This is a genomic window from Acidimicrobiales bacterium, from assembly GCA_041394265.1.
Lineage (GTDB): Bacteria > Actinomycetota > Acidimicrobiia > Acidimicrobiales > SZUA-35 > JBBQUN01.
On the sequence record JAWKIO010000005.1, the window covers coordinates 3159214 to 3178338 of the forward strand.

Below are 19125 nucleotides of genomic sequence, written 5' to 3' on the forward strand. Positions count from 1 at the left end.
CTCAGCTGCCGTCGACGGCGAAGCGGCCGGTGGTCTCGGCGTAGAGCTGGCTGCGGCCGTCGCATTCCCGGCTGAACACGAAGTCCTGGAACTCGAGTTGTTTCGCCGACAGCCGGCTCCACAGTTCGACCAAGACCTCGTCGTCGAGGCGGCAGAGAGTCTGGGCGACCTCTTCCTTCTGAGCCAGCTCGGCGGCGGTGAGTTCACGCCCTTCGAGCTCGCTGAGAATCTCCGCCTTGCTGAGTTCGGGTTCGTCGTTGGTGCAGGCCGAGGCCAGGGCGAGCGTGGAGGTGAGGGCAGCGGCGAGGGCGAGGAGCCGGCGAGACATCGGAGGAAATCCTAGCGCCACGAGAAAACCTCGTGTGGGTGGTTGTTCGAACAGGTGTTCGGAATTACGCTGCTGTGATCCCGTCGACACGGTGCGGGCCTCCTCGGTGTCGGATCCCCAATCCGACCCGGCGTCCTGATGCTGTCACACCCCATCAGTACGGTTTGCTCACCTACCCAACGGGCCCTCCCCAAACCCGGTTCGCACAACGAGACGGCACTTCGAAAAAGCGCCGACAAGGAGACACACATCATGGTCGACAAAGACAAAGCACTCGACATGGCCATGGGCCAGATCGAGAAGCAGTTCGGCAAGGGTGCCGTCATGAAGATGGGGGAGAAGGGCAGCCTCTCCATCGGTTCGGTCCCCACCGGTGCCCTGGCCCTCGACATCGCGCTCGGTATCGGTGGTCTGCCCCGTGGTCGTGTCGTCGAGATCTACGGTCCAGAGTCTTCCGGTAAGTCCACCCTCGCCATGCACGTGGTGGCCGAGGCCCAGCGCAACGGTGGCAAGTGCGCCTACATCGACGCCGAGCACGCCATGGATCCGGTGTATGCCCGTGCCATCGGGGTCGACGTCGACGAACTGCTCATCTCCCAGCCCGACACCGGCGAACAGGCGCTCGAGATCGCCGACATCCTCGTGCGGTCTGGCTCGATCGACGTCATGGTCATCGACTCGGTGGCCGCCCTCACCCCCCGGGCCGAGATCGAGGGCGACATGGGCGATTCCCACGTCGGCCTCCAGGCCCGTCTCATGTCGCAGGCGTTGCGCAAGATCACCGGCAACCTCAACAAGACCGACACCATCTGCATCTTCATCAACCAGCTGCGAGAGAAGATCGGTGTCATGTTCGGCTCGCCCGAAACCACCCCCGGTGGCCGTGCCCTCAAGTTCTACAGCTCGGTCCGCCTCGACATCCGTCGCATCGAGTCGCTGAAGGACGGGGCCGAGGTCGTCGGCAACCGCACTCGGGTCAAGGTGGTCAAGAACAAGGTGGCCCCGCCGTTCCGCCAGGCCGAGTTCGACATCATGTACGGCCAGGGCATCAGCCGTGAGGGCTCGTTGCTCGACATCGCGGTCGATCACGACATCGTGAAGAAGTCCGGCGCCTGGTACAGCTACGACGGTGAGCAGATCGGCCAGGGTCGAGAAGCGGTCAAGCGGTTCCTGGGCGAGAACCCCGATCTCATGATGGAGATCCAGGATCGAGTCCTGCGGGCCGTCGGGCTTGCTCCCGGTGGTGCCGACGATCTCGACCTCGACGCCGTCGACTTCGATGAGACGAAATTGGACGAACCGATTAGCCTCGACTGATCGTGAACCTCGACACGATCCGCACGGGCCTGACCTTCGACGACGTCCTTCTCGTTCCTCGACGGTCGAGCATTCGAAGCCGGAGCGATGTTTCGCTCGAAACCTCGCTCACCAAGCGGATCCGGATCGAGCTTCCGGTCATCGCGGCCAACATGGACACGGTGTGCGAGACCGACATGGCGGTCGCCATGGCCCGACTGGGCGGCATCGGCATCATCCACCGGTTCCTCACCATCGAGTCCCAGACCGCCATGGTCGCTGCCGTCAAGGCAGCGTCCACTACCGAACCTCGAACGGGTAGGAGTGCCCGGGGCAACGCATTGCTGGTCGGTGCCGCAGTGGGCACCGACCACGATGCACTTCCCCGTTCCCTGGCCCTCGTCGACGCCGGGGTCGACGTGCTCGTGCTCGACATCGCCCACGGCCACGCCGACCACGCCATCGACACCCTCGGCAAGATCAAGGCGGCACACCCCGAGGTCGACGTGATCGCCGGCAACGTTGCCACCCGTGATGGGGCCATCGATCTGGTGCAGGCTGGGGCCGATGCGGTCAAGGTCGGGGTCGGCCCGGGTGGTGTCTGCACCACGCGACTCGTCGCCGGCGTCGGCGTGCCCCAGCTCACGGCCATTAACGATTGCGCCGGACTGACCGACGCCAACGGCAACCCGGTGCCGGTGATCGCCGACGGCGGCATCCGGGCGTCGGGCGACATTGCCAAGGCGCTCGCTGCTGGTGCGTCGAGCGTGATGATGGGATCGATGCTTGCCGGCACCAAGGAGAGTCCTGGCGAGCTCGAACAATCCGACCGCGGCCTGGTGAAGCGAGTGCGGGGCATGGCGTCATTCGAAGCACTCGAGGCGCGCGCGGCCCGAGAAGGCGAGTCGATCGATGCCGAATACTTCGAGCAGCGGGCGCCCGAAGGCGTCGAAGGTGTTGTGCCCTACCGGGGCGAGGTCGGCAAGCTCCTCGGTTCGCTCATGGCTGGCGTTCGGTCCGGCATGAGCTACTCCGATGCTCGCTCGATCGCCGAGTTCTGGACCAAGGCCGAGTTCATCCGAGTCACCCCGAGTGTGGTGGCCATGAACCGTCCCCACGCGACCGGCCAGTAACGGAGCGGAATGACCAGGCCATAGCCTGCTCGTATGGCATCACGCACGCTCGCCGCCGCACTCTTCGACATGGACGGCCTGCTCACCGAGTCCGAGTCACGTTGGCGCATCGCCGAACGAGAGGCTGCCGCCGCGTTGGGGCTTCCGCTCACCGACGACGACTTCGAGCTGACCATGGGTGTGCGGATGGCCGATGTCGCCAAGCGTTGGTTCGAATGGCATCCCTGGGACGGTGGTCCGAGCACCCACGAGGTGGCCGCAATGGTGGTCGATCGAGTGGTCGAGCTGACCGCTGGTGCGGTGGCACTTCCGGGTGTGGTCGATGCGCTCGACCTGGTGGCCGAGCGTGGACTCCGGGTGGCGCTGTGCTCCTCGTCGGATCAGCGCTTGATCGATGCCACGCTCGCTGCGCTCGACCTGACCGACCGGTTCGAGGTGATCCACTCCGCCGAGTTCGATCCCCATGGCAAGCCACACCCCGAGCCCTACCTCGCCACCGCTCGACAGCTCGGCGTCGACCCACAGCACTGCGTGGTGTTCGAAGACGCAGTGAGCGGCTGCGTCTCGGGCAAGGCGGCCGGCATGGCTGTCATCGCCGTCCCGGCGCCGCACCTTCGGGGCACCGCCTCCTTCGGCTTCGCCGACATCGTGCTCGAATCGCTCGAACAGCTCCAGCCCAGCGTATTCGACGCCATCGAGGAAGGACGCCCGGTACCGACGGTGTCGCGGCCCCGCTTCCACCTCGCCTTTCCGGTCGACGACCTCGCCCGGGCTCGCTGGTTCTACGGCGAGGTGCTCGGCTGTCCCGAAGGTCGCTCCGCCGACGACTGGGTCGATTTCGATCTCTGGGGTCACCAGATCGTCGCTCATCTCGTGGCTGATCACGACCCGAGGGTTGCGGCGAATGCGGTCGACGGCGAGGCGGTGCCCACCCGCCATTTCGGCCTGCTGGTTCCGGCCACCACCTGGGAGCCGCTGATCGCCCGGCTCCGGTCCGCCGGCGTCACGTTCATCATCGAGCCGTACACACGTTTCGCCGGACTCCCCGGCGAGCAGTCCACCGCCTTCGTCCTCGACCCGGCCGGCAACGCGCTCGAGTTCAAGTCGTTCGCCGACGATCGCGCCACGTTCGCCCGCTGAATCGAGTGGGCGGAAGTCGGCCTGACGGCGGTCCGACGCACCCCAGGCGGCGACCAGCGGGACCACACCGGCGGTGTCGATTAGCGTCGCCCGCATGCAACGCACCGACCGATGGGGACTCGAGACCACCGCACCGACCGATGACGCCCTGGCTCGACTCGAGCAACTGATCGACGACTTCGTCACCTTCGACGCCCTCCTTCCTGAGCATCTCGGCGCAGCGGTGACCGAGCCGGCGGCACCGATGGCTCGTGTCGTCATGGGCCTGTTCCTCGCCCAGGCCAACACCGCCGCCGATCACGCTCGGGCCGTCGACCTCGCCCAGCAGGTGGCCGACGTCGAGCTCAACGAACGAGAGTCATTGCATCGCGCTGCGCTCGGGGACTGGATCGCCGGTGAGAGCGAGCTGGCGATCGAGCGATGGGAGGAGCTGCTCGAGCGGTGGCCGACCGACATCTTCGCCCTGCGAATGCAGTACTTCGCTTTGTTCGGCCAGGGCCGCTGTCGAGACATGCTCGCCTCGACCCGCCGAGCCGTCGACGCGTGGGAGGACCGGCCCCGGCGTAGCTACCTCGACGGCATGTTGTCGTTCGCGCTCGAAGAGCTGGGCGAGTACCGCGAGGCGGAGGCGCTCGGCCGGGCCGGGTCCGAGGCCGACCCGTACGATCTGTGGTCGATTCATGCCGTGGCACACGTGCTCGAGATGGAGGCCCGCACCGAGGACGGGCTGGTCTGGTTCGACGGGCGCGACGACGCGTTCCACACTCGTGGTGCCTTCGCCCGCCATCTGTGGTGGCACCACGCGATCATCCATCTCCGCACCGGCAACTACGAACGCCTGCTCGAGTTGTACGACACCGAGATCCAGCCCGGCGAGGCGATCGACACGCTGTCGCTGACGAACGCCATCGACGGGCTTGCCCGGCTCGAGTTCGCCGGGGTCGACGTGGGCGACCGCTGGCTGGCCTTGCTCGAGTCGTCCTGCGCCCGAATCGGCCACCACACTCATCCGTTCGCCGATGCCCACTTCGCCTACGCCATCGCTCGTGCGGGTGACACCGAGCGGGTCGCCGACCTACTCGACGGCATGGCGGCCTGGCGCGATCGGGCAGGCACGGCGAGTCGCGTCATCGCCGAGGTGGGTCTCGACACTGCCACCGCGATGGCCGCGCTCGGGTCGGGTCGCCCGGCCGACGCCGTCGACCTGTTCACGACGACGGCGGAGCAACGGTGGAAGCTGGGTGGCAGCCACGCCCAGCGTCGGGTGTTCGACCTGGCCCAGGTGGCAGCCGGCGCCAGCTGACCCGCGTGCCGATTTCCGAGAGGGGGTCGGTCCCAACTCCTGCTGCGACAGGCACACTGGAGGCTCACCATTTGTGGAGGTCGCCGTGCAGCTTGGAATGATCGGACTCGGACGGATGGGAGCCAACCTCGTCCGCCGCCTGGCGCTCGCCGACATCGAATGTGTGGTCTACGACCGCGATGAGGCCAGCGTGGCGACCCTGGTCGACGAGGGCGTGGCCATCGGTGCCTCGTCGGTCGAAGACTTGGTCGGCAAGCTCGAGGGTCCTCGGGCCGTGTGGGTGATGGTGCCGGCAGCGGTGGCCCCTGCGGTCATCGACGACGTCGCCCAGCACCTCGAACCCGGCGACGCGGTGATCGATGGCGGCAACAGCCACTATGTCGAGGCCGTCGACCGAGCCAAGGCCCTGGCCGAGCGGGGCATCGACCATCTCGACGTCGGCACCAGCGGTGGCGTGTTCGGTCTCGAACGGGGCTTCTGCCTCATGATCGGTGGTCCCGACGAGCAGGTCGACCGGCTCGATCCGGTCTGGAAGGCGCTCTCACCGGGTGTTGATTCCGCCGACCGCACCCGTGGTCGCCACGGCGAACCCGACCAGGCCGAATACGGCTACCTGCACTGCGGACAGGCCGGCGCCGGGCACTTCGTCAAGATGGTCCACAACGGCATCGAGTACGCCATCATGGCGGCCTACGCCGAGGGGCTCGGGCTCCTCGACCGGGCCAACGCCGGGTCGGCCGAACGTCAGGCCGACGCCGAAACCGCACCTCTCGCCCACCCCGAGTACTTCCAGTACGACATCGACCTCCCGAGCGTCACCGAGGTGTGGCGCCGCGGCAGCGTGGTCGGTTCGTGGCTGCTCGACCTCACGGCGGCGGCGCTGCACAACGATCCGAGCCTCGAGAACTTCAAGGGCCAGGTGTCGGACTCCGGCGAGGGCCGCTGGACCGTGCTCGCCGCGGTCGAAGCCGGTGCACCCGTGCCGACCATCGCCGATGCGCTGTTCAGCCGCTTTGCGTCCCGAGGCAACGCAACGATGGGCAACAAGGTCTTGTCGGCCATGCGGTCGGAGTTCGGCGGACACGTCGAGCGCGACCACGACGCCGACGGTGCCTGATGGCCGACCCTGCCATCACCGGACCGGCCGATGCGCTGGTCCTCTTCGGTATCACCGGTGACCTGGCCAAGAAGAAACTGTTCGAAGCGCTGTACCGGCTCGAGGCCGACGGGCTGCTCGATATCCCGGTGATCGGGGTCGCTTCCTCCAACTGGACCCTCGACGAGCTTCGTGACAACGCCCACACCGCACTGCTCGATGGCGGGTTGGAGATCGATGAGTCGGTGTGGAGACGGTTCTCGAACCGACTCGACTATGTCGCCGGTGACTATCGAGAGCCGGACACGTTCCAGCGGCTCGCCGACAAGATCCCGAACGTCACCTGCCCGGTTTGCTATCTGGCCATCCCGCCCTTCCTCTTCTCGACGGTCACCGACGGCTTGGGTGCGACCGGTTTGAATCGGGGGCGGGTGGTTCTCGAGAAGCCCTTCGGCCGAGATCTGGCCAGCTCCCGGGCCCTCGACGCCGAGGTCAAGCGCTACTACCCCGAGGAGCGGATCTATCGCATCGATCACTTCCTGGGCAAGGAGCCGGTGCTGAACATCCTGGTGTTCCGCTTCGCCAACTCGATCCTCGAACCGCTGTGGAACCGGCACTACATCCAGTCGGTCACCATCGACATGTTCGAAGACTTCGGGGTCGAGGGTCGCGGCAAGTTCTACGACGAGGTCGGTGCCCTGCGAGATGTCGTGCAGAACCACCTCCTGCAGATGGTCTCGCTGTTTGCGATGGAGCCGCCAGTATCCGACGATGCCGACGCCATGTCCGACGAGGTGGTGAAGGTGCTCAAGTCGATGCCGCCGTTCGATCCGGCCAACGTGGTGCGCCGCCAGTACGAGGGGTACCTCGACGAACCGGGCGTCGAACCCGGCTCGCAGACCGAGACGTACTTCGAGGTCGAGTTCACGATCGACTCGTGGCGTTGGGCTGGGGTCCCGTGGCGCATCCGTGCCGGCAAGGCGCTCGACCGGACCATCACCGAGGCCGTGGTCGAATTCACCACGCCGCCCCGGCCGTTGTTCACCGACCTGGCCTGCGCGCCCGAGCCGAATCGCCTGCGATTCCAGATGAAACCCAACGACGTGATCGATCTCGAGATGCAGGCCAAGCTCCCCGGTGACCTCCTCGTGAGTGAGCCGGTCGCGCTCCAGGTCGACCACACCGGCCTCGAATTCGGCCCGACGCCCTATCATCGCCTGCTCGGCGATGCACTCGAAGGCGACAAACGACTCTTCGCTCGCGGCGACCAGGTCGACGAAGCGTGGCGAATCGTCCAGCCCGTCATCGATGCCCCGCCGCCGATCACCATCTATCCCTACGGCGCCGACATGTCCGATCGCCGCATCCCCGCACGAGACCGATGACCACTGCTGTTCCAACCGATCCCACGATTGCGATCGACCTCGGAGGCACGCACGTTCGTGCTGCCGTCGTCGCTCACGATGGGACCGTCACGAGCAGGGTCCGGCGCACGACGCCGCACGATCACCCGACCCCAGCCTTCGTCGCCGAATTGGTCGCCGAGGCTGCAGCGAGTGCCGGCGGTCAGATCAGGCGAGCCGTCGTCGGTGTTCCCGGAGTGATCGACTACGACGCCGAGCAGCTGATCGCCGCACCGAATCTTCCGGCCGTGTGGATCCCGATGCTCAACGATCGCTGGTTGGCCGAACACACCGGGCTCGAGATCGCGCTCGCCAACGATGCCGACCTCGCCGCCGTCGGCGAGTCGAATTTCGGGGCCGGAATCGAGGCCCGAGACGTCGTCTACGTGACCGTGTCCACCGGCGTCGGTGCCGGGATCGTGCTCGGGCACCGGCTGATGCGAGGCCGCTACTCGGGAGGCGAAATCGGCCACTCGGTGATCGATCGGGTGCGCATGGCGGCTGGCGAGGACGGAACGGTCGAGGGGCTGGGCTCGGGCACGGCAATGGCACGCGCCGCAGTAGCAGCCGGCATCGAGGCCACCGGTGCCGAGCTCGCCGCGCTGGTTGCCGACGGCAACCCCGGAGCCGTCCAGGTGTGGAACGACGCCGTCGAGGCGGTCGCCGTCGGCGTGGTCAACCTGTGTTGGCTGGTGACGCCCCAGATGGTCGTGGTCGGCGGCGGCGTCGGCATGAACAGCGACCTGGTCCTGCCGATCATCCGGCAGCGGGTGGCCGAGTTCGGCCCGTCGATCGAGCCGGTCGAGATCGTTCCTGCGAAGTTGGGTGACGACGCGGCGCTGAGCGGCGCCGCAGCCTGGTGGAAGGCCATCGGACGTGACGCCTGAGATCGAGATGGTCGTCGTCCCGCCCGATCAGTGGGCGAGCCGCGCCGCCGATGTCCTCGAAGTCGCCATCCGATCGTCGATCGGGGAGCGGGGCCAGTGCGTGGTCGGCATCTCCGGCGGCTCCACACCCAACGAAGTCTTCGTGCTGCTGAGCACACGTGACCTCGAATGGGATCAGGTCACCCTCGTCCAGGTCGACGAGCGGATCGCCGCCATCGGCTCCGACGCCAGGAACCTGACCGGCCAACTCGAAGCGTTCACCGATCTTCCCGTTCGGTGGCTCCCGCTGCCCGTCGCTGCGCCCATCTCCGAAGGCATCGCTGACTTCATCGACGGGCTCCATCTCGCTGCCGGCTCCCCACCGGCGATCGATGTCCTGCATCTCGGACTCGGTTCCGACGGCCACACGGCATCGCTCGTACCGGGTGATCCGGTGCTCGACGTGCTCGATGCCGAGGTCGCCATCACCGGGGTCTACAAGGGGAACCAGCGCATCACGCTCACTCGTCCGGTGCTCGACAACGCTCGGCTGGTGGTGTGGCTGGTGAAGGGGTCGAGCAAGGCGCCAGCCCTCGTCCAGATGCGCCAGCACGACTCCGCCATTCCCGCCGGCTTGCTCCGGCCCGCTCGCTCGATCGTGGTCGCCGACACCCTCGCTGCGCCCGACTCGAACGGCTGACGCCCCGGGCCAACCAGGCCGGGTTCAGCGCAGCCAGGGCACTCGAGGTTCGAGCACCTCGGCGAGCAGACGCCGGAGTCGATCACGATCCGTCGCCGACAGCGGTTCGAGGAAGTTCGCCTGCAACGCCTCGAACGATACGACCGCCTGCTTGCGCAGCGCGGCCCCGGCGGTGGTGAGCGCAAGGACGTTGCGGCGACGATCGCCCGGGTCCTTGGACCGAGTGAGGAGATCGCGCGCTTCGAGGCCGTCGACCAAGCCGACGACGATCGTGGGATCGAGCCCGAGTCGCTCGCTGAGTTCCTGTTGCGACAACCCGGCGTGGTGGTCGACGAAGCTCAGCACGAGCATTTCTCGTGGGCTCAAATCGAGTTCTGCCAACCCCTTCTCGATCTCGAGGTGCACGTAGTGGCCGGCCTTGAACAGCAGGTACGCCGCAGAGCTCAGGATGGGATCGTCCATGAGGCAAAATTCTAGTGAACCGAGATGATCGAAGAATTCGATGATCTACACTCTCGATGATGCAGGCCACCAAGCTCGGTTTCCAGATCCCCAACTTCACCTATGCCGACGTTGCACCGGCGCAGCTCTTCGATGCGGTGGCCGCCCAGGCAGTCGCCGCCGAGACCTCCGGGTTCGACACGGTGTTCGTGATGGACCACTTCTGCCAGTTGCCGATGATGGGCACGCCCGACCAGGAGATGGTCGAGGCCTACACGTTGCTCGGCGCCCTCGCCGCTCGCACGTCGACGGCCCGGCTCGGCACGCTCGTCACCGGCGTGACCTACCGCGAGCCCGCGGTGCTGGCCAAGGTGGTCACGGCGCTCGACGTGATCTCCGGCGGTCGAGCCCTGCTGGGTATCGGGGCTGCCTGGTTCGAACTCGAACACGATGCGCTGGGTGTCGAGTTCCCGCCGCTTCGCGAGCGATACGAGCACTTGGTCGACGCGCTCGAGATCTGCCGGGGCATGTTCCGCCAGCCGTCCACCACCTACGAGGGCACCCACCATTCGGTGAAGGACGCCTACAACTCACCCGCCCCGATCAACGGCGACATCGGCATCCTCATCGGCGGGCAGGGGGAGCGCAAGACCTTCCGCCTGGCGGCGCAGTACGCCAACGAACTCAACATGACCGCCAACTTCGACGACGTACCTCGCAAGCTCGAGGCGCTCCAGGGGCATCTCGACGACCTCGGGCGTGATCGGTCCGACATCAGTGTCACCCCGCTCGGGTTCCTCGCCCTCGCCGAGACCCACGACGCAGCGGTCGAGATGCTGAGCGGTCGATTGCGGTTCATGGGTGTCGACCCGGCGATCCTCGACGATCGCCCGGCCGCCGAGAAGCTGCTGGGCCGGGTCATCTACGGCGATCCCGACGAGGTGACCGATCAGGTCCAGCGCCTGATGGCGCTCGGGCTCGACGGTCTCGTGGTCAACATGCCGTCGGCGCATTCGACCGAGGCCGTGGCCATGGCGGGCGAGGTGCTCACCCGAGCCCTGGACGGCTGAGCGTGCGCTGGGGAGTGCCGGCCCTAGCCTTGACCGGGTGATGGCTGACTCCCCGAAGCGCTACCTGGTCAAGACCTACGGCTGCCAGATGAACGAGCACGACTCCGAGCGCATCGCCGGATCGCTCGAGGCCGACGGCTACACGGCCACCGATGCGGTGGCCGATGCCGACGTGGTCGTGCTGAACACCTGCTGTATCCGGGAGAACGCCGACAACAAGCTGTATGGCGCGCTCGGCAACCTGAAAGTGGCCAAGCAGGAGAACCCGAACCTTCAGATCGTCGTCAGCGGCTGCCTCGCCCAGAAGGACAAAGACGAGATCCAGCGCCGGGCCGGCCATGTCGACGTCGTCTTCGGCACGCACAACGTGCACCGGGCGACCGAACTCATGGCGAAGGCCCGCGTGCAGGGCCCGATCACCGAGATCTGGGATCAGGCCGACGCCGACGACGATGCCGCCTTCGCCTCGGCGCTCCCGGCCAAGCGCAACGTCGACTACGCCGGCTGGCTGACCATTCAGGTCGGCTGCGACAACAATTGTGCCTTCTGCATCGTGCCTGCCGTTCGCGGTGCCGAGATCAGCCGGCCGATCGCCCACATCATCGCCGAAGCAGAACAGGCGGCGGCCGAGGGGGTCACCGAGATCACGCTGCTGGGCCAGAACGTCAACTCCTACGGTCGCGACCTCACGCTCGCCGCCCGCAAGGCCGGTGAAGACGTCCGCATCCGTCCGATGTTCGCCCAGCTGCTGCGCGAGATGGGTCGGATCGACGGCATCCGCCGGGTCCGTTACACCAGCCCCCACCCCAAGGACATGACCCCCGACGTCTACGCCGCCATGGCCGAGACGCCGAACGTCGTGCCGCACCTGCACTTCCCGCTGCAGTCGGGTTCGGATCGGATCCTGTCGGCCATGCACCGGGGCTATACCGCCGAGCGCTACCTCGAGAAGCTGGTCGAGGCCCGCTCGATGATCCCTGATCTCGCCGTCAGCACCGACATCATCGTCGGCTTCCCCGGCGAGACCGACGCCGATTTCGAGCGCACGCTCGAGGTCGCAGCAGCGGCCGAGTACGACTCGGCCTACACGTTCGTCTACTCGCCCCGCCCCGGCACCGAGGCCGCCGAGATGGTCGAGGACTTCTGCGACCCCGATGCCGTCAAGGAGCGCTACGCCGCGCTGCGCACAGTGATCGAGCGTTCGGCGCTCGCCAAGTATCGGGCTCGGATCGGGATGGTCGAAGAGGTCATCGTCGAGGGCCCGTCCAAGAAGGACCCCGCGGTGCTCACCGGTCGCACGGCGCAGAACAAGCTGGTCCACTTCTCGGCCGAGCCGCTCCCTCAAGGGGCCGGACGGGTCGGCACCTACCTCAACGTTCGGGTCACCGACGCCAAGCATCAGTACATGCTCGGCGACTTCGTCGAGGTCACTCATCGCGCCACCCACCGCACCAAGATTCCCGTGCTCGCCCTCGACTGAGTCGCGCCCGGTCGCGGTGTCGCCAGGTCGAACCGCTTCCGTCCGCCCAACACGATGTGCTGTGATGGGGAGCCGGATCTATCCGCTGGTGAGGGAGCCAAGAATGCAGGAGCAGCCGAGAGGGTCGACGTCCGCCGCGCCGACGGATGCGGTGTACACGTGGCGGCCGGTCATCACCGAGGAAATGGCGCGTCGTGAACGCCTCCTCGGTCTCGCAACGTGGGTTGCTGGAGGGTTGGCGGTCATCGCCGGTGTGGTGCTCGCGGCCCTGGGCGAAGGAGGATCGACCCGGTTCCTCGTCATCGTGGGGGCCATGCTCCTCACGCTGGGGTTCTGGGCCCGAACTGCCTCGCGCAAAGCACGCAGCGCCGCCCTCAGCATCGATCGGAACGGCCTGCTCTCGGTGGCGGAAGGTGGATCGGCGTCGACCCTCGATCTGCGCACGGTCTCATCGATCGAGGTACGGCAACGCACGGGCCGACCCCATTGGTGCTGGTCGATCGAAGCCGTGAGTCCGGCAGGCGGATGGCACACCGAGCTGACCCCGCTGGCGTCCTACGTGAACCTGCCGGCCGACCAGATCGAAGCCCTCGAGGTCCAGTTGCTTCGCTTCCTTGCCTGGGCCAATCCCTCGGTCGCACCGGCAGCGCCCCACGCCGCGGCGCCATCGCCCTCGCACCTCGCTGCCGGCTCTGTCGCTGCCACCGAAGGTCACACGCCGGCCACGGCCGCCGGCGCTGGTCCCGTGGCGTTGCGGGGAGCCGTCGAGGCGTCGCCCGACCGCCTCACGTGGATGGTGCCTCGTGGAGACAACGCCGTCCGCAACCGCCGACGCTTTCGTATCGGGCTCGCTGTCACCTTCTTGGGTTTCGCCATTGTCGCTGCGGTCAGTGTCCGAGACGACGGTCTCGACGCCATGGTGCTGTCGATGTTCGCGCCGTTGCTCTACCTGTTGATCGGGCTCGGCATCGACCGAGCCTTCATGACCGGATCGAAGTTCAAGCTGATCGTCGATGCCTCGGGGCTCACCGTCGATCGTGGCCGTACTCGGACGCTGACCATCCCTCGGGCCGACATCAAGACGATCGATGTGAGCACCCGATCGTCGGGCGTCACGGTCGATGGCACCTCGACCAACGCAAACCACTGGTTCCTGACCGTGCACCGCCACAGCGACCAGCCTGGCGCCCGGCCCTACGGCTCGATGCTTCCCGTCGGCCTCGGGGGATCGTTCACCCGCAACGATGCCATCGCGCTGGAAGCCGAACTCCGTCGCAGGTGTGGTCTGTCCGCCCGCTGATCTCCGAGCTGATCGACCAACTTTGGTGCTGGGAGCCTCGTTTTGATGCTCGCGGCACCAGCGTTGCGTGCCGGTTGGGACCTGGAGCAGTCAGGAAGGCGGAAGGGCGGAGATCTTCACGAAGGTGTGGAGGTTCAGCGGCGCGAGATCGGCGAGATTCGTGAAGCCCAAGGAGCGGTAGAACTCGTGCTGTCCGGCTTCGTCGTCGGTCATCAGCACCATGCGCCGTACGTGTTCGAACCGATGCAGGCAGGCGCCGACCAGGACCGTGCCGATGCGGGCCCGCTGGTGGTCGGGGTGCACCAGGACGTCCTGGAGGTACATGATCGAGACGTCGTCGGACAAGCAGCGGGCCAGGCCGATCAGCTGACCGTCGGCGTCGCGTGCGGTCGTGACGTAGGTGGAGCGGTCGACCGCTCGGGCCAGGGCATCGGGATCGGCCGCCTGGATCAACCAACCGACGGCCTCGTAGAGGGCAACGAGATCGGCGATCGGCACGACCTCGTCGTCGGCGAACTCGATCGGTCCGATGTCGTCGTCAGCCATGGGCGCAGGGTACGGCGCGACCGACGGCGTGCGACCCGGCGACGGCCGAGTGAGAGGGCCGGGTGAAAGCGGGCGGCGTCGCCGCCAATGGCTCACGTCGCCAGGGCCGCGATCAATGCCTGGGTTGCCGGCTGGGTGATCGAGCCCCGGCGCCGCGCTGCGACGAGCCGTCGGCGACCGAGCGGCTCCTTGATCGCCCGGCGGAGTGGCGAGGGGCCGGACTCGGCCTGCGCCACCGGCAGGACCGTCCACCCGAGTCCGAGCTCGACCATCGTTCGTAGCACCTCGGGCTGGTGCGACACGGCCACCACGTCGACGGTGGCGCCACGCTCGTGGAGCGCCGCCACGATGGTGCGCCGAGTGTGGGAGTCCTCGGGGAACAACACGAACGGTCCCCAGCTCGGCGCATCGCCGACCGCTGCACCGGCCGGAGCGTAGAGGGCGAGGTCTTCCTCGATGAGGGGTGACAGTTCGAGGTCGTCGCTGGGTGGGGGAGGGTCGACCACCACGGCGACGTCGAGTTCGGCAGCCCGCAGCTGCTCCAGCAAGGTACCCGAAGGGGCAACGGTGAGCCGCAGGTCGACGTCGGGCCGCTCGGCCCGGAACGCCGCCAGGGCACCGGGAAAATGCTCGACGGCCGCCGCGTCGATCATGCCGACCCGCAGCCGACCGGCCGACCCACTGCGGACCGAGGCCGCCCACTGACCGAGCTCGCGGGTTTGTGCGATCACTCGTTGGGCGTAGGCCACCACCTCGTCGGCGCCCGGGGCGAGCTCGCGGCGACGACCACTGCGGGTGAAGAGCGTGACGCCGATGCGGCGTTCGAGTTCGGCCAGACCCTGGCTCAGGGCCGAGGGCGACACGCCGAGTTCGGTCGCGGCGGCGGCCCAGGTCGGCTGCTCGGCGACGGTGGCGAGGTAGTGCAGCTGTTGGATCGTGAGGGGGAGAAGTGGCGGGTGCTCCTGCATCATTGTGAAGTATTGCTGAAGTGAATCACGATGAGCATCACCTCTCCTTATTCTTTGGTCCATGACTGAACCTCTCGACATTGCGCCCGCCACGGGCAAGCTCGGCATTCTCACCCCGGGCATGGGCGCCGTTTCCTCCACCTTCATCGCCGGTGTGTTGGCCGCCCGCGCCTCGGGCAAGCCGCCCCTCGGCTCCGTGAGCCAGATGGCGCACATCCGACTCGGCAAGCGCGAAGAGGGCCGTGCGCCGCTGATCCGGGACTTCGTGCCGCTGGCGTCGCTCGACGACATCGTCTTCGGCGGTTGGGACCCCATCTCGCCCAACGCGCTCGAGGCCGCCCGCACCTGCGGCGTGCTCGAGGAGAAGGACCTCGCTCCCATCTCGGCGGAACTCGAAGGCATCGTCGCCATGGACGCCGTCTTCGATCAGAAGTGGGTGAGCCGCCTCGAGGGCACCCGCGTCAAGCAGATCGACAACAAGTGGGATCAGGCCATGGCGCTCATGGCCGACATCGAGAACTTCCGCACCGAGAACGGCTGCGATCGTCTCGTCATGGTGTGGTGTGGCTCGACCGAGGCCTTCCAGCAGCCATCGGCCGTGCACGACTCGATCGAGTCGTTCGAGGCCGGAATGAAGGCCAACGACGAGAACATCTCGCCGAGCCAGCTCTACGTCTACGCCGCACTCCAGTCCGGCGTGCCCTTCGCCAACGGCGCCCCGAACCTGTCGACCGACCTGCCCTGCATGATCGAACTGTCGAAGAAGCTCGGCGTGCCGATCGCCGGCAAGGACTTCAAGACCGGCCAGACCCTCATGAAGACCCTCATCGCTCCGGGTCTCAAGGCCCGCATGCTCGGCCTCCGCGGCTGGTACTCGACCAACATCCTCGGCAACCGCGACGGCGAGGTGCTCGACGCGCCGGAGAACTTCAAGACCAAGGAAGAGTCGAAGCTGGGCGTGCTCCACGGCATCCTCCAGCCCGAGACCTACCCCGACCTCTACGGCAACATCGACCACGTCGTGCGGATCAACTACTACCCGCCGCGTGGTGACAACAAGGAGGGCTGGGACGCCATCGACATCTTCGGCTGGATGGGTTACCCCATGCAGATCAAGATCGATTTCCTGTGCCGCGACTCGATCCTGGCCGCCCCGATCGTGCTCGACCTGGCGCTGTTCATGGACCTCGCCGGCCGCGCCGGCCAGTCCGGCGTGCAGGAGTGGCTCAGCTTCTACCTCAAGGCCCCGCAGGCCGCCGGTGACCAGCCGGCCGAACAGGATCTGTTCATCCAGCAGACCAAGCTCAAGAACACCCTGCGCGAATGGATGGGCGAAGAACCCGTCACCCACAGCGAGGCCGGCTGACGGCCGAGCGTTGGCCAATGCGAAGCATTGGCAAAGGAACCCGAAGGGTTCCCGCGAAGCAGGTTGAGGTCTCCCTGCTGCGGTTCGTCGCCTGAACGACAACTGACGTTGGTGCGCTGGAGCCCGGGGCGTTGGCCTCGGGCTTTGGTGATCGCGGGGGCCGTGACTATGGTCACACCAGCTGCTGAGACAGGCCGCAGCCGGAGTCCACGTGAGCGACAACCAATTCGAGGTGAGTCCCCCAACCTCTGCTGCTGTTCCCGACCGCGGTCCGCTGACGTTCGTCCTCATTCCCAGCTACCTCCTCGGTCCCGAAACCTGGCACGGCGTCGGCGAGGTCCTCGGTCGGCTGGGCTACGAGAGCGTCTCCACCACGACCACCACCACGACCCCTCGCGACCCCGATCACATCGGTCCGTGGGTCGATCACGTCGTCGACGAGGTCGAAAAGTCGGCCCACAGTCCGCTGGTGTTGGTGGCGCACTCGGCGTCGTGTCCTCGCCTCCCGCTGGTGGCCCGACGCCTGATCGATCGGGGGCACGACGTGCGAGCGCTCATCGCCGTCAACGGTCGGTTCCCGTGGGTCGACGGGCAGTCGCCGATCGACGCCGATCCGCCGTTGCGTGACCTGCTCGACGGCATGGTGCGGCCCAACGACTACCTACCGCCGTGGCATCGCTGGTGGGGCTCGATGATCCTCGACATGATCCCGAGCGACGAGGTCCGGAAGCGGATCTTTTCCGAGGCCAAGGCCGTGCCTCGTGCGTTGTTCGACCAGGGGATCGAGGTGCCGGAGCTCCCCGAGTCGGTCCGCTGGGCCTTCCTCGCCACCGGCAAGGCCTACGAGCCGGCGTACGAACGGGCGAAGGAAGCTGGCTGGCAGGTCGCCCGGCTCGACGGCGAGCACCTCCATATCGTGGTCGACCCGATCACCGTGGCAGGGGCGTTGCTGTCGTTGATCGACCGGTGCGACAACTGTCGGTGATCCCGAGCGAGGCCGACCTACGCTGCAACGATGCCCATCACCCCTCCTGACGACGTCGTGGCCACGGTCGGCCCGCTCGAGTCGTGGGAGGCGATCGAGCCCACCAACAATCGAGGCTCGCACGTCTGGTTCGCTGGGAACCGAGTGGTGTCGCAGCATCCCTCGGGCGCCGGGACCGCACTGGCCGACCGCTACCGCTGGCTGGCCGAACGAGCCCCCACCGCCACCGTCGAACTGGTGTCGGGCGCGGCCGACAGCGACTGGCTCGTGACCACTCGGCTCGCAGGACACGCCGCCCACCGAGTCGATGCCCACGGCGACATGCAGGGCGTTCCCGCCACGCTGGCACGGGCCTTGCGTCAGCTTCACGACCAGGTGGTCGACGTCGACGACTTCCCCTTCGCCGCCGGCTGGGACGACCTGGCCGCCGACGTCACCGCCTCCATCGCCGACCTCGACCCGTCGACGTTGCCCGACCCCTACGCCCGCTATGACGCCGAGCGTCTGGCCGAGATCTGGCGCGAGGGTCGCCCGGGAACCGAAGACATCGTGCTGTGCCACGGTGATCCGTCGCTGCCGAACCTGCTCATCGATCCCGGTGTGGTCGGCTGGGTTGATGTGGGTCGGCTGCGGTTGGCCGATCGCCACCTCGATCTGGCGGTTGCCCAATACAGCATCCATCGCAACTTCGGGCCCGACGCCGTGTTTGCGTTCTTCGAGGCGTACGACCTCGATCCCGATCTGGTGCGGATCGACCACTACCTCCTCGCCAACTTCTTGCTGCCATGACCAGGCCGCCGCTCGTCATCGTCGGGCCGACGGCGGCCGGCAAGTCGTCGCTCGCCCTCCAGCTGGCTCTGGCCGAACCCGGGTCGATCGAGATCGTGTCGGCCGACGCCATGGCGGTGTACCGGACGATGGACGTGGGAACGGCAAAACCCTCGCCGGCCGATCGTGCGCTCGTGCCGCATCACCTGGTCGACGTGGTCGATCCCACCGAGGACTACGCCGTGTCGCGTTTCGCCGACGAGGTCGTCGCCGTGCTCGACGACCTGGAGCGGCGCTCCATCACCCCGGTGCTCGTCGGCGGGACCGGGCTCTACGTGCGGGCGGTGGTCGACGGATTCGACATCCCACCCCAGTTCCCTGCGGTGGCGGCCGAACTCGACGCCGACCCCGACACCGAGTCGCTGTGGCTGCGGTTGCGCGAGCTCGACCCGGCGGCGGCCGACAAGATGCTGCCGACGAACCGGCGCCGGATCGTGCGTGCGCTCGAGGTCACGATCGGATCGGGGCAGCCGTTCTCCAGCTTCGGTCCCGGTGTGGACGCCTATGGCGAGACCCGCTTCGCCCAGGCCGGGCTCGAGATCGACCGCGACGAGATGGATCGTCGCATCGATGCCCGCTACGACGAGCAGATGGCGGCCGGGTTCCTCGACGAGGTCGCAAACGTGCGGGCCGACGGCTGGTCGAAGACCGCAGCCCAGGCGCTGGGCTACAAGGAATTGGCCGCTCACCTCGACGGTGAGTGCTCGCTGGACGACGCGCTCGACGAGGCCAAGCGGCGGACGAGGCGCTTCGCCCGCCGGCAGCAGCGCTGGTTCCGACGCGATCCCCGCATCCGCTGGTTCGATGCTTTGGCCCCCGATCTGGTCGAGCAGGTCGGAAACTGGTGGGGCGAATCCGCAAAGTGATGCGAGACTG

At 67.2% G+C, this 19125-nt stretch carries 19 protein-coding genes; 15 read left to right on the plus strand and 4 right to left on the minus strand.

The features are described 5' to 3' along the window. Position 1 precedes the first annotated feature (1 nt). Positions 2–328, minus strand: a complete 327-nt coding sequence (locus R2733_15490; GenBank protein ID MEZ5377910.1) for a hypothetical protein — start codon at positions 326–328, stop codon at positions 2–4. Positions 329–580: 252 nt separating this feature from the next. On the opposite strand from R2733_15490, the gene recA reads away from it, so the two are divergent. From recA to R2733_15530, 8 genes are all read left to right on the plus strand, one after another. Continuing rightward, positions 581–1645, plus strand: coding sequence for a recombinase RecA (gene recA / locus R2733_15495; protein ID MEZ5377911.1), 1065 nt, complete (start codon positions 581–583; stop codon positions 1643–1645). Between the two features lie 2 nt (positions 1646–1647). Beyond that, a complete protein-coding gene (locus R2733_15500; GenBank protein MEZ5377912.1) occupies positions 1648–2757 on the plus strand; it encodes an IMP dehydrogenase in 1110 nt (369 codons plus the stop codon). Positions 2758–2790: 33 nt separating this feature from the next. Continuing rightward, positions 2791–3897: a hexitol phosphatase HxpB gene (gene hxpB, locus R2733_15505; GenBank protein MEZ5377913.1), complete on the plus strand. Its 1107-nt coding sequence runs from the start codon at positions 2791–2793 to the stop codon at positions 3895–3897. A gap of 94 nt (positions 3898–3991) precedes the next feature. After that, entirely contained in the window at positions 3992–5200 is a 1209-nt protein-coding gene (locus tag R2733_15510; protein ID MEZ5377914.1) for a tetratricopeptide repeat protein, read from the plus strand. An 85-nt stretch (positions 5201–5285) separates the two neighbouring features. Then, complete coding sequence (gene gnd / locus R2733_15515; GenBank protein MEZ5377915.1) at positions 5286–6317, plus strand: decarboxylating 6-phosphogluconate dehydrogenase; 1032 nt, start codon at positions 5286–5288, stop codon at positions 6315–6317. Then, positions 6317–7681: a glucose-6-phosphate dehydrogenase gene (zwf, locus tag R2733_15520; protein MEZ5377916.1), complete on the plus strand. Its 1365-nt coding sequence runs from the start codon at positions 6317–6319 to the stop codon at positions 7679–7681. Before gnd ends, zwf begins: the two co-directional genes overlap by 1 nt. Further along, the gene (locus tag R2733_15525; protein ID MEZ5377917.1) at positions 7678–8586 is read left to right on the plus strand and encodes an ROK family protein; all 909 of its coding nucleotides are present in this window, start codon (positions 7678–7680) and stop codon (positions 8584–8586) included. Before zwf ends, R2733_15525 begins: the two co-directional genes overlap by 4 nt. Then, positions 8576–9265, plus strand: coding sequence for a 6-phosphogluconolactonase (locus tag R2733_15530; protein MEZ5377918.1), 690 nt, complete (start codon positions 8576–8578; stop codon positions 9263–9265). The genes R2733_15525 and R2733_15530 overlap by 11 nt, the downstream gene beginning before the upstream one ends. A 24-nt stretch (positions 9266–9289) precedes the next feature. On the opposite strand, the gene R2733_15535 is transcribed toward R2733_15530, so the two are convergent. Next, on the minus strand, positions 9290–9727 hold the full coding sequence (locus R2733_15535) for a MarR family winged helix-turn-helix transcriptional regulator (protein ID MEZ5377919.1): 438 nt from the start codon (positions 9725–9727) through the stop codon (positions 9290–9292). A gap of 59 nt (positions 9728–9786) precedes the next feature. On the opposite strand from R2733_15535, the gene R2733_15540 reads away from it, so the two are divergent. The 3 genes from R2733_15540 (at position 9787) to R2733_15550 (ending at position 13556) form a co-directional block, all read left to right on the plus strand. Then, positions 9787–10776 (plus strand): TIGR03560 family F420-dependent LLM class oxidoreductase, encoded by a 990-nt coding sequence (locus R2733_15540; protein MEZ5377920.1) that lies wholly within the window; start codon positions 9787–9789, stop codon positions 10774–10776. 40 nt (positions 10777–10816) lie between these two features. Continuing rightward, positions 10817–12256, plus strand: a complete 1440-nt coding sequence (miaB, locus tag R2733_15545; protein MEZ5377921.1) for a tRNA (N6-isopentenyl adenosine(37)-C2)-methylthiotransferase MiaB — start codon at positions 10817–10819, stop codon at positions 12254–12256. Between the two features lie 103 nt (positions 12257–12359). Then, a complete protein-coding gene (locus tag R2733_15550; protein ID MEZ5377922.1) occupies positions 12360–13556 on the plus strand; it encodes a hypothetical protein in 1197 nt (398 codons plus the stop codon). Between the two features lie 90 nt (positions 13557–13646). On the opposite strand, the gene R2733_15555 is transcribed toward R2733_15550, so the two are convergent. Beyond that, complete coding sequence (locus tag R2733_15555; protein ID MEZ5377923.1) at positions 13647–14102, minus strand: GNAT family N-acetyltransferase; 456 nt, start codon at positions 14100–14102, stop codon at positions 13647–13649. A gap of 92 nt (positions 14103–14194) precedes the next feature. Further along, on the minus strand, positions 14195–15070 hold the full coding sequence (locus R2733_15560; GenBank protein MEZ5377924.1) for a LysR family transcriptional regulator: 876 nt from the start codon (positions 15068–15070) through the stop codon (positions 14195–14197). A 61-nt stretch (positions 15071–15131) separates the two neighbouring features. Here R2733_15560 and R2733_15565 point away from each other — a divergent pair, with 61 nt between their 5' ends. The 4 genes from R2733_15565 to miaA all read left to right on the plus strand — a co-directional run bounded on the left by R2733_15565 (position 15132) and on the right by miaA (position 19115). Then, complete coding sequence (locus R2733_15565) at positions 15132–16436, plus strand: inositol-3-phosphate synthase (protein ID MEZ5377925.1); 1305 nt, start codon at positions 15132–15134, stop codon at positions 16434–16436. A gap of 211 nt (positions 16437–16647) precedes the next feature. After that, positions 16648–17421, plus strand: coding sequence for a hypothetical protein (locus R2733_15570; protein ID MEZ5377926.1), 774 nt, complete (start codon positions 16648–16650; stop codon positions 17419–17421). A 30-nt stretch (positions 17422–17451) separates the two neighbouring features. Then, positions 17452–18210, plus strand: coding sequence for a phosphotransferase (locus tag R2733_15575; GenBank protein ID MEZ5377927.1), 759 nt, complete (start codon positions 17452–17454; stop codon positions 18208–18210). Further along, positions 18207–19115, plus strand: a complete 909-nt coding sequence (gene miaA, locus R2733_15580) for a tRNA (adenosine(37)-N6)-dimethylallyltransferase MiaA (protein ID MEZ5377928.1) — start codon at positions 18207–18209, stop codon at positions 19113–19115. Before R2733_15575 ends, miaA begins: the two co-directional genes overlap by 4 nt. The last annotated feature ends 10 nt before the right edge of the window (positions 19116–19125 follow it).

Excerpts from the sequence above, each read along its gene's own strand:
- R2733_15555 (MEZ5377923.1), bottom strand. The coding sequence starts at position 14,102 with ATGGCTGACGACGACATCGGACCGATCGAGTTCGCCGACGACGAGGTC.
- miaA (MEZ5377928.1), top strand. The coding sequence starts at position 18,207 with ATGACCAGGCCGCCGCTCGTCATCGTCGGGCCGACGGCGGCCGGCAAG.
- R2733_15535 (MEZ5377919.1), bottom strand. The coding sequence starts at position 9,727 with ATGGACGATCCCATCCTGAGCTCTGCGGCGTACCTGCTGTTCAAGGCC.
- R2733_15565 (MEZ5377925.1), top strand. The coding sequence starts at position 15,132 with ATGACTGAACCTCTCGACATTGCGCCCGCCACGGGCAAGCTCGGCATT.
- R2733_15575 (MEZ5377927.1), top strand. The coding sequence starts at position 17,452 with ATGCCCATCACCCCTCCTGACGACGTCGTGGCCACGGTCGGCCCGCTC.
- hxpB (MEZ5377913.1), top strand. The coding sequence starts at position 2,791 with ATGGCATCACGCACGCTCGCCGCCGCACTCTTCGACATGGACGGCCTG.
- R2733_15490 (MEZ5377910.1), bottom strand. The coding sequence starts at position 328 with ATGTCTCGCCGGCTCCTCGCCCTCGCCGCTGCCCTCACCTCCACGCTC.
- R2733_15510 (MEZ5377914.1), top strand. The coding sequence starts at position 3,992 with ATGCAACGCACCGACCGATGGGGACTCGAGACCACCGCACCGACCGAT.
- R2733_15540 (MEZ5377920.1), top strand. The coding sequence starts at position 9,787 with ATGCAGGCCACCAAGCTCGGTTTCCAGATCCCCAACTTCACCTATGCC.
- miaB (MEZ5377921.1), top strand. The coding sequence starts at position 10,817 with ATGGCTGACTCCCCGAAGCGCTACCTGGTCAAGACCTACGGCTGCCAG.
- R2733_15550 (MEZ5377922.1), top strand. The coding sequence starts at position 12,360 with ATGCAGGAGCAGCCGAGAGGGTCGACGTCCGCCGCGCCGACGGATGCG.
- R2733_15560 (MEZ5377924.1), bottom strand. The coding sequence starts at position 15,070 with ATGCAGGAGCACCCGCCACTTCTCCCCCTCACGATCCAACAGCTGCAC.
- R2733_15525 (MEZ5377917.1), top strand. The coding sequence starts at position 7,678 with ATGACCACTGCTGTTCCAACCGATCCCACGATTGCGATCGACCTCGGA.
- recA (MEZ5377911.1), top strand. The coding sequence starts at position 581 with ATGGTCGACAAAGACAAAGCACTCGACATGGCCATGGGCCAGATCGAG.
- zwf (MEZ5377916.1), top strand. The coding sequence starts at position 6,317 with ATGGCCGACCCTGCCATCACCGGACCGGCCGATGCGCTGGTCCTCTTC.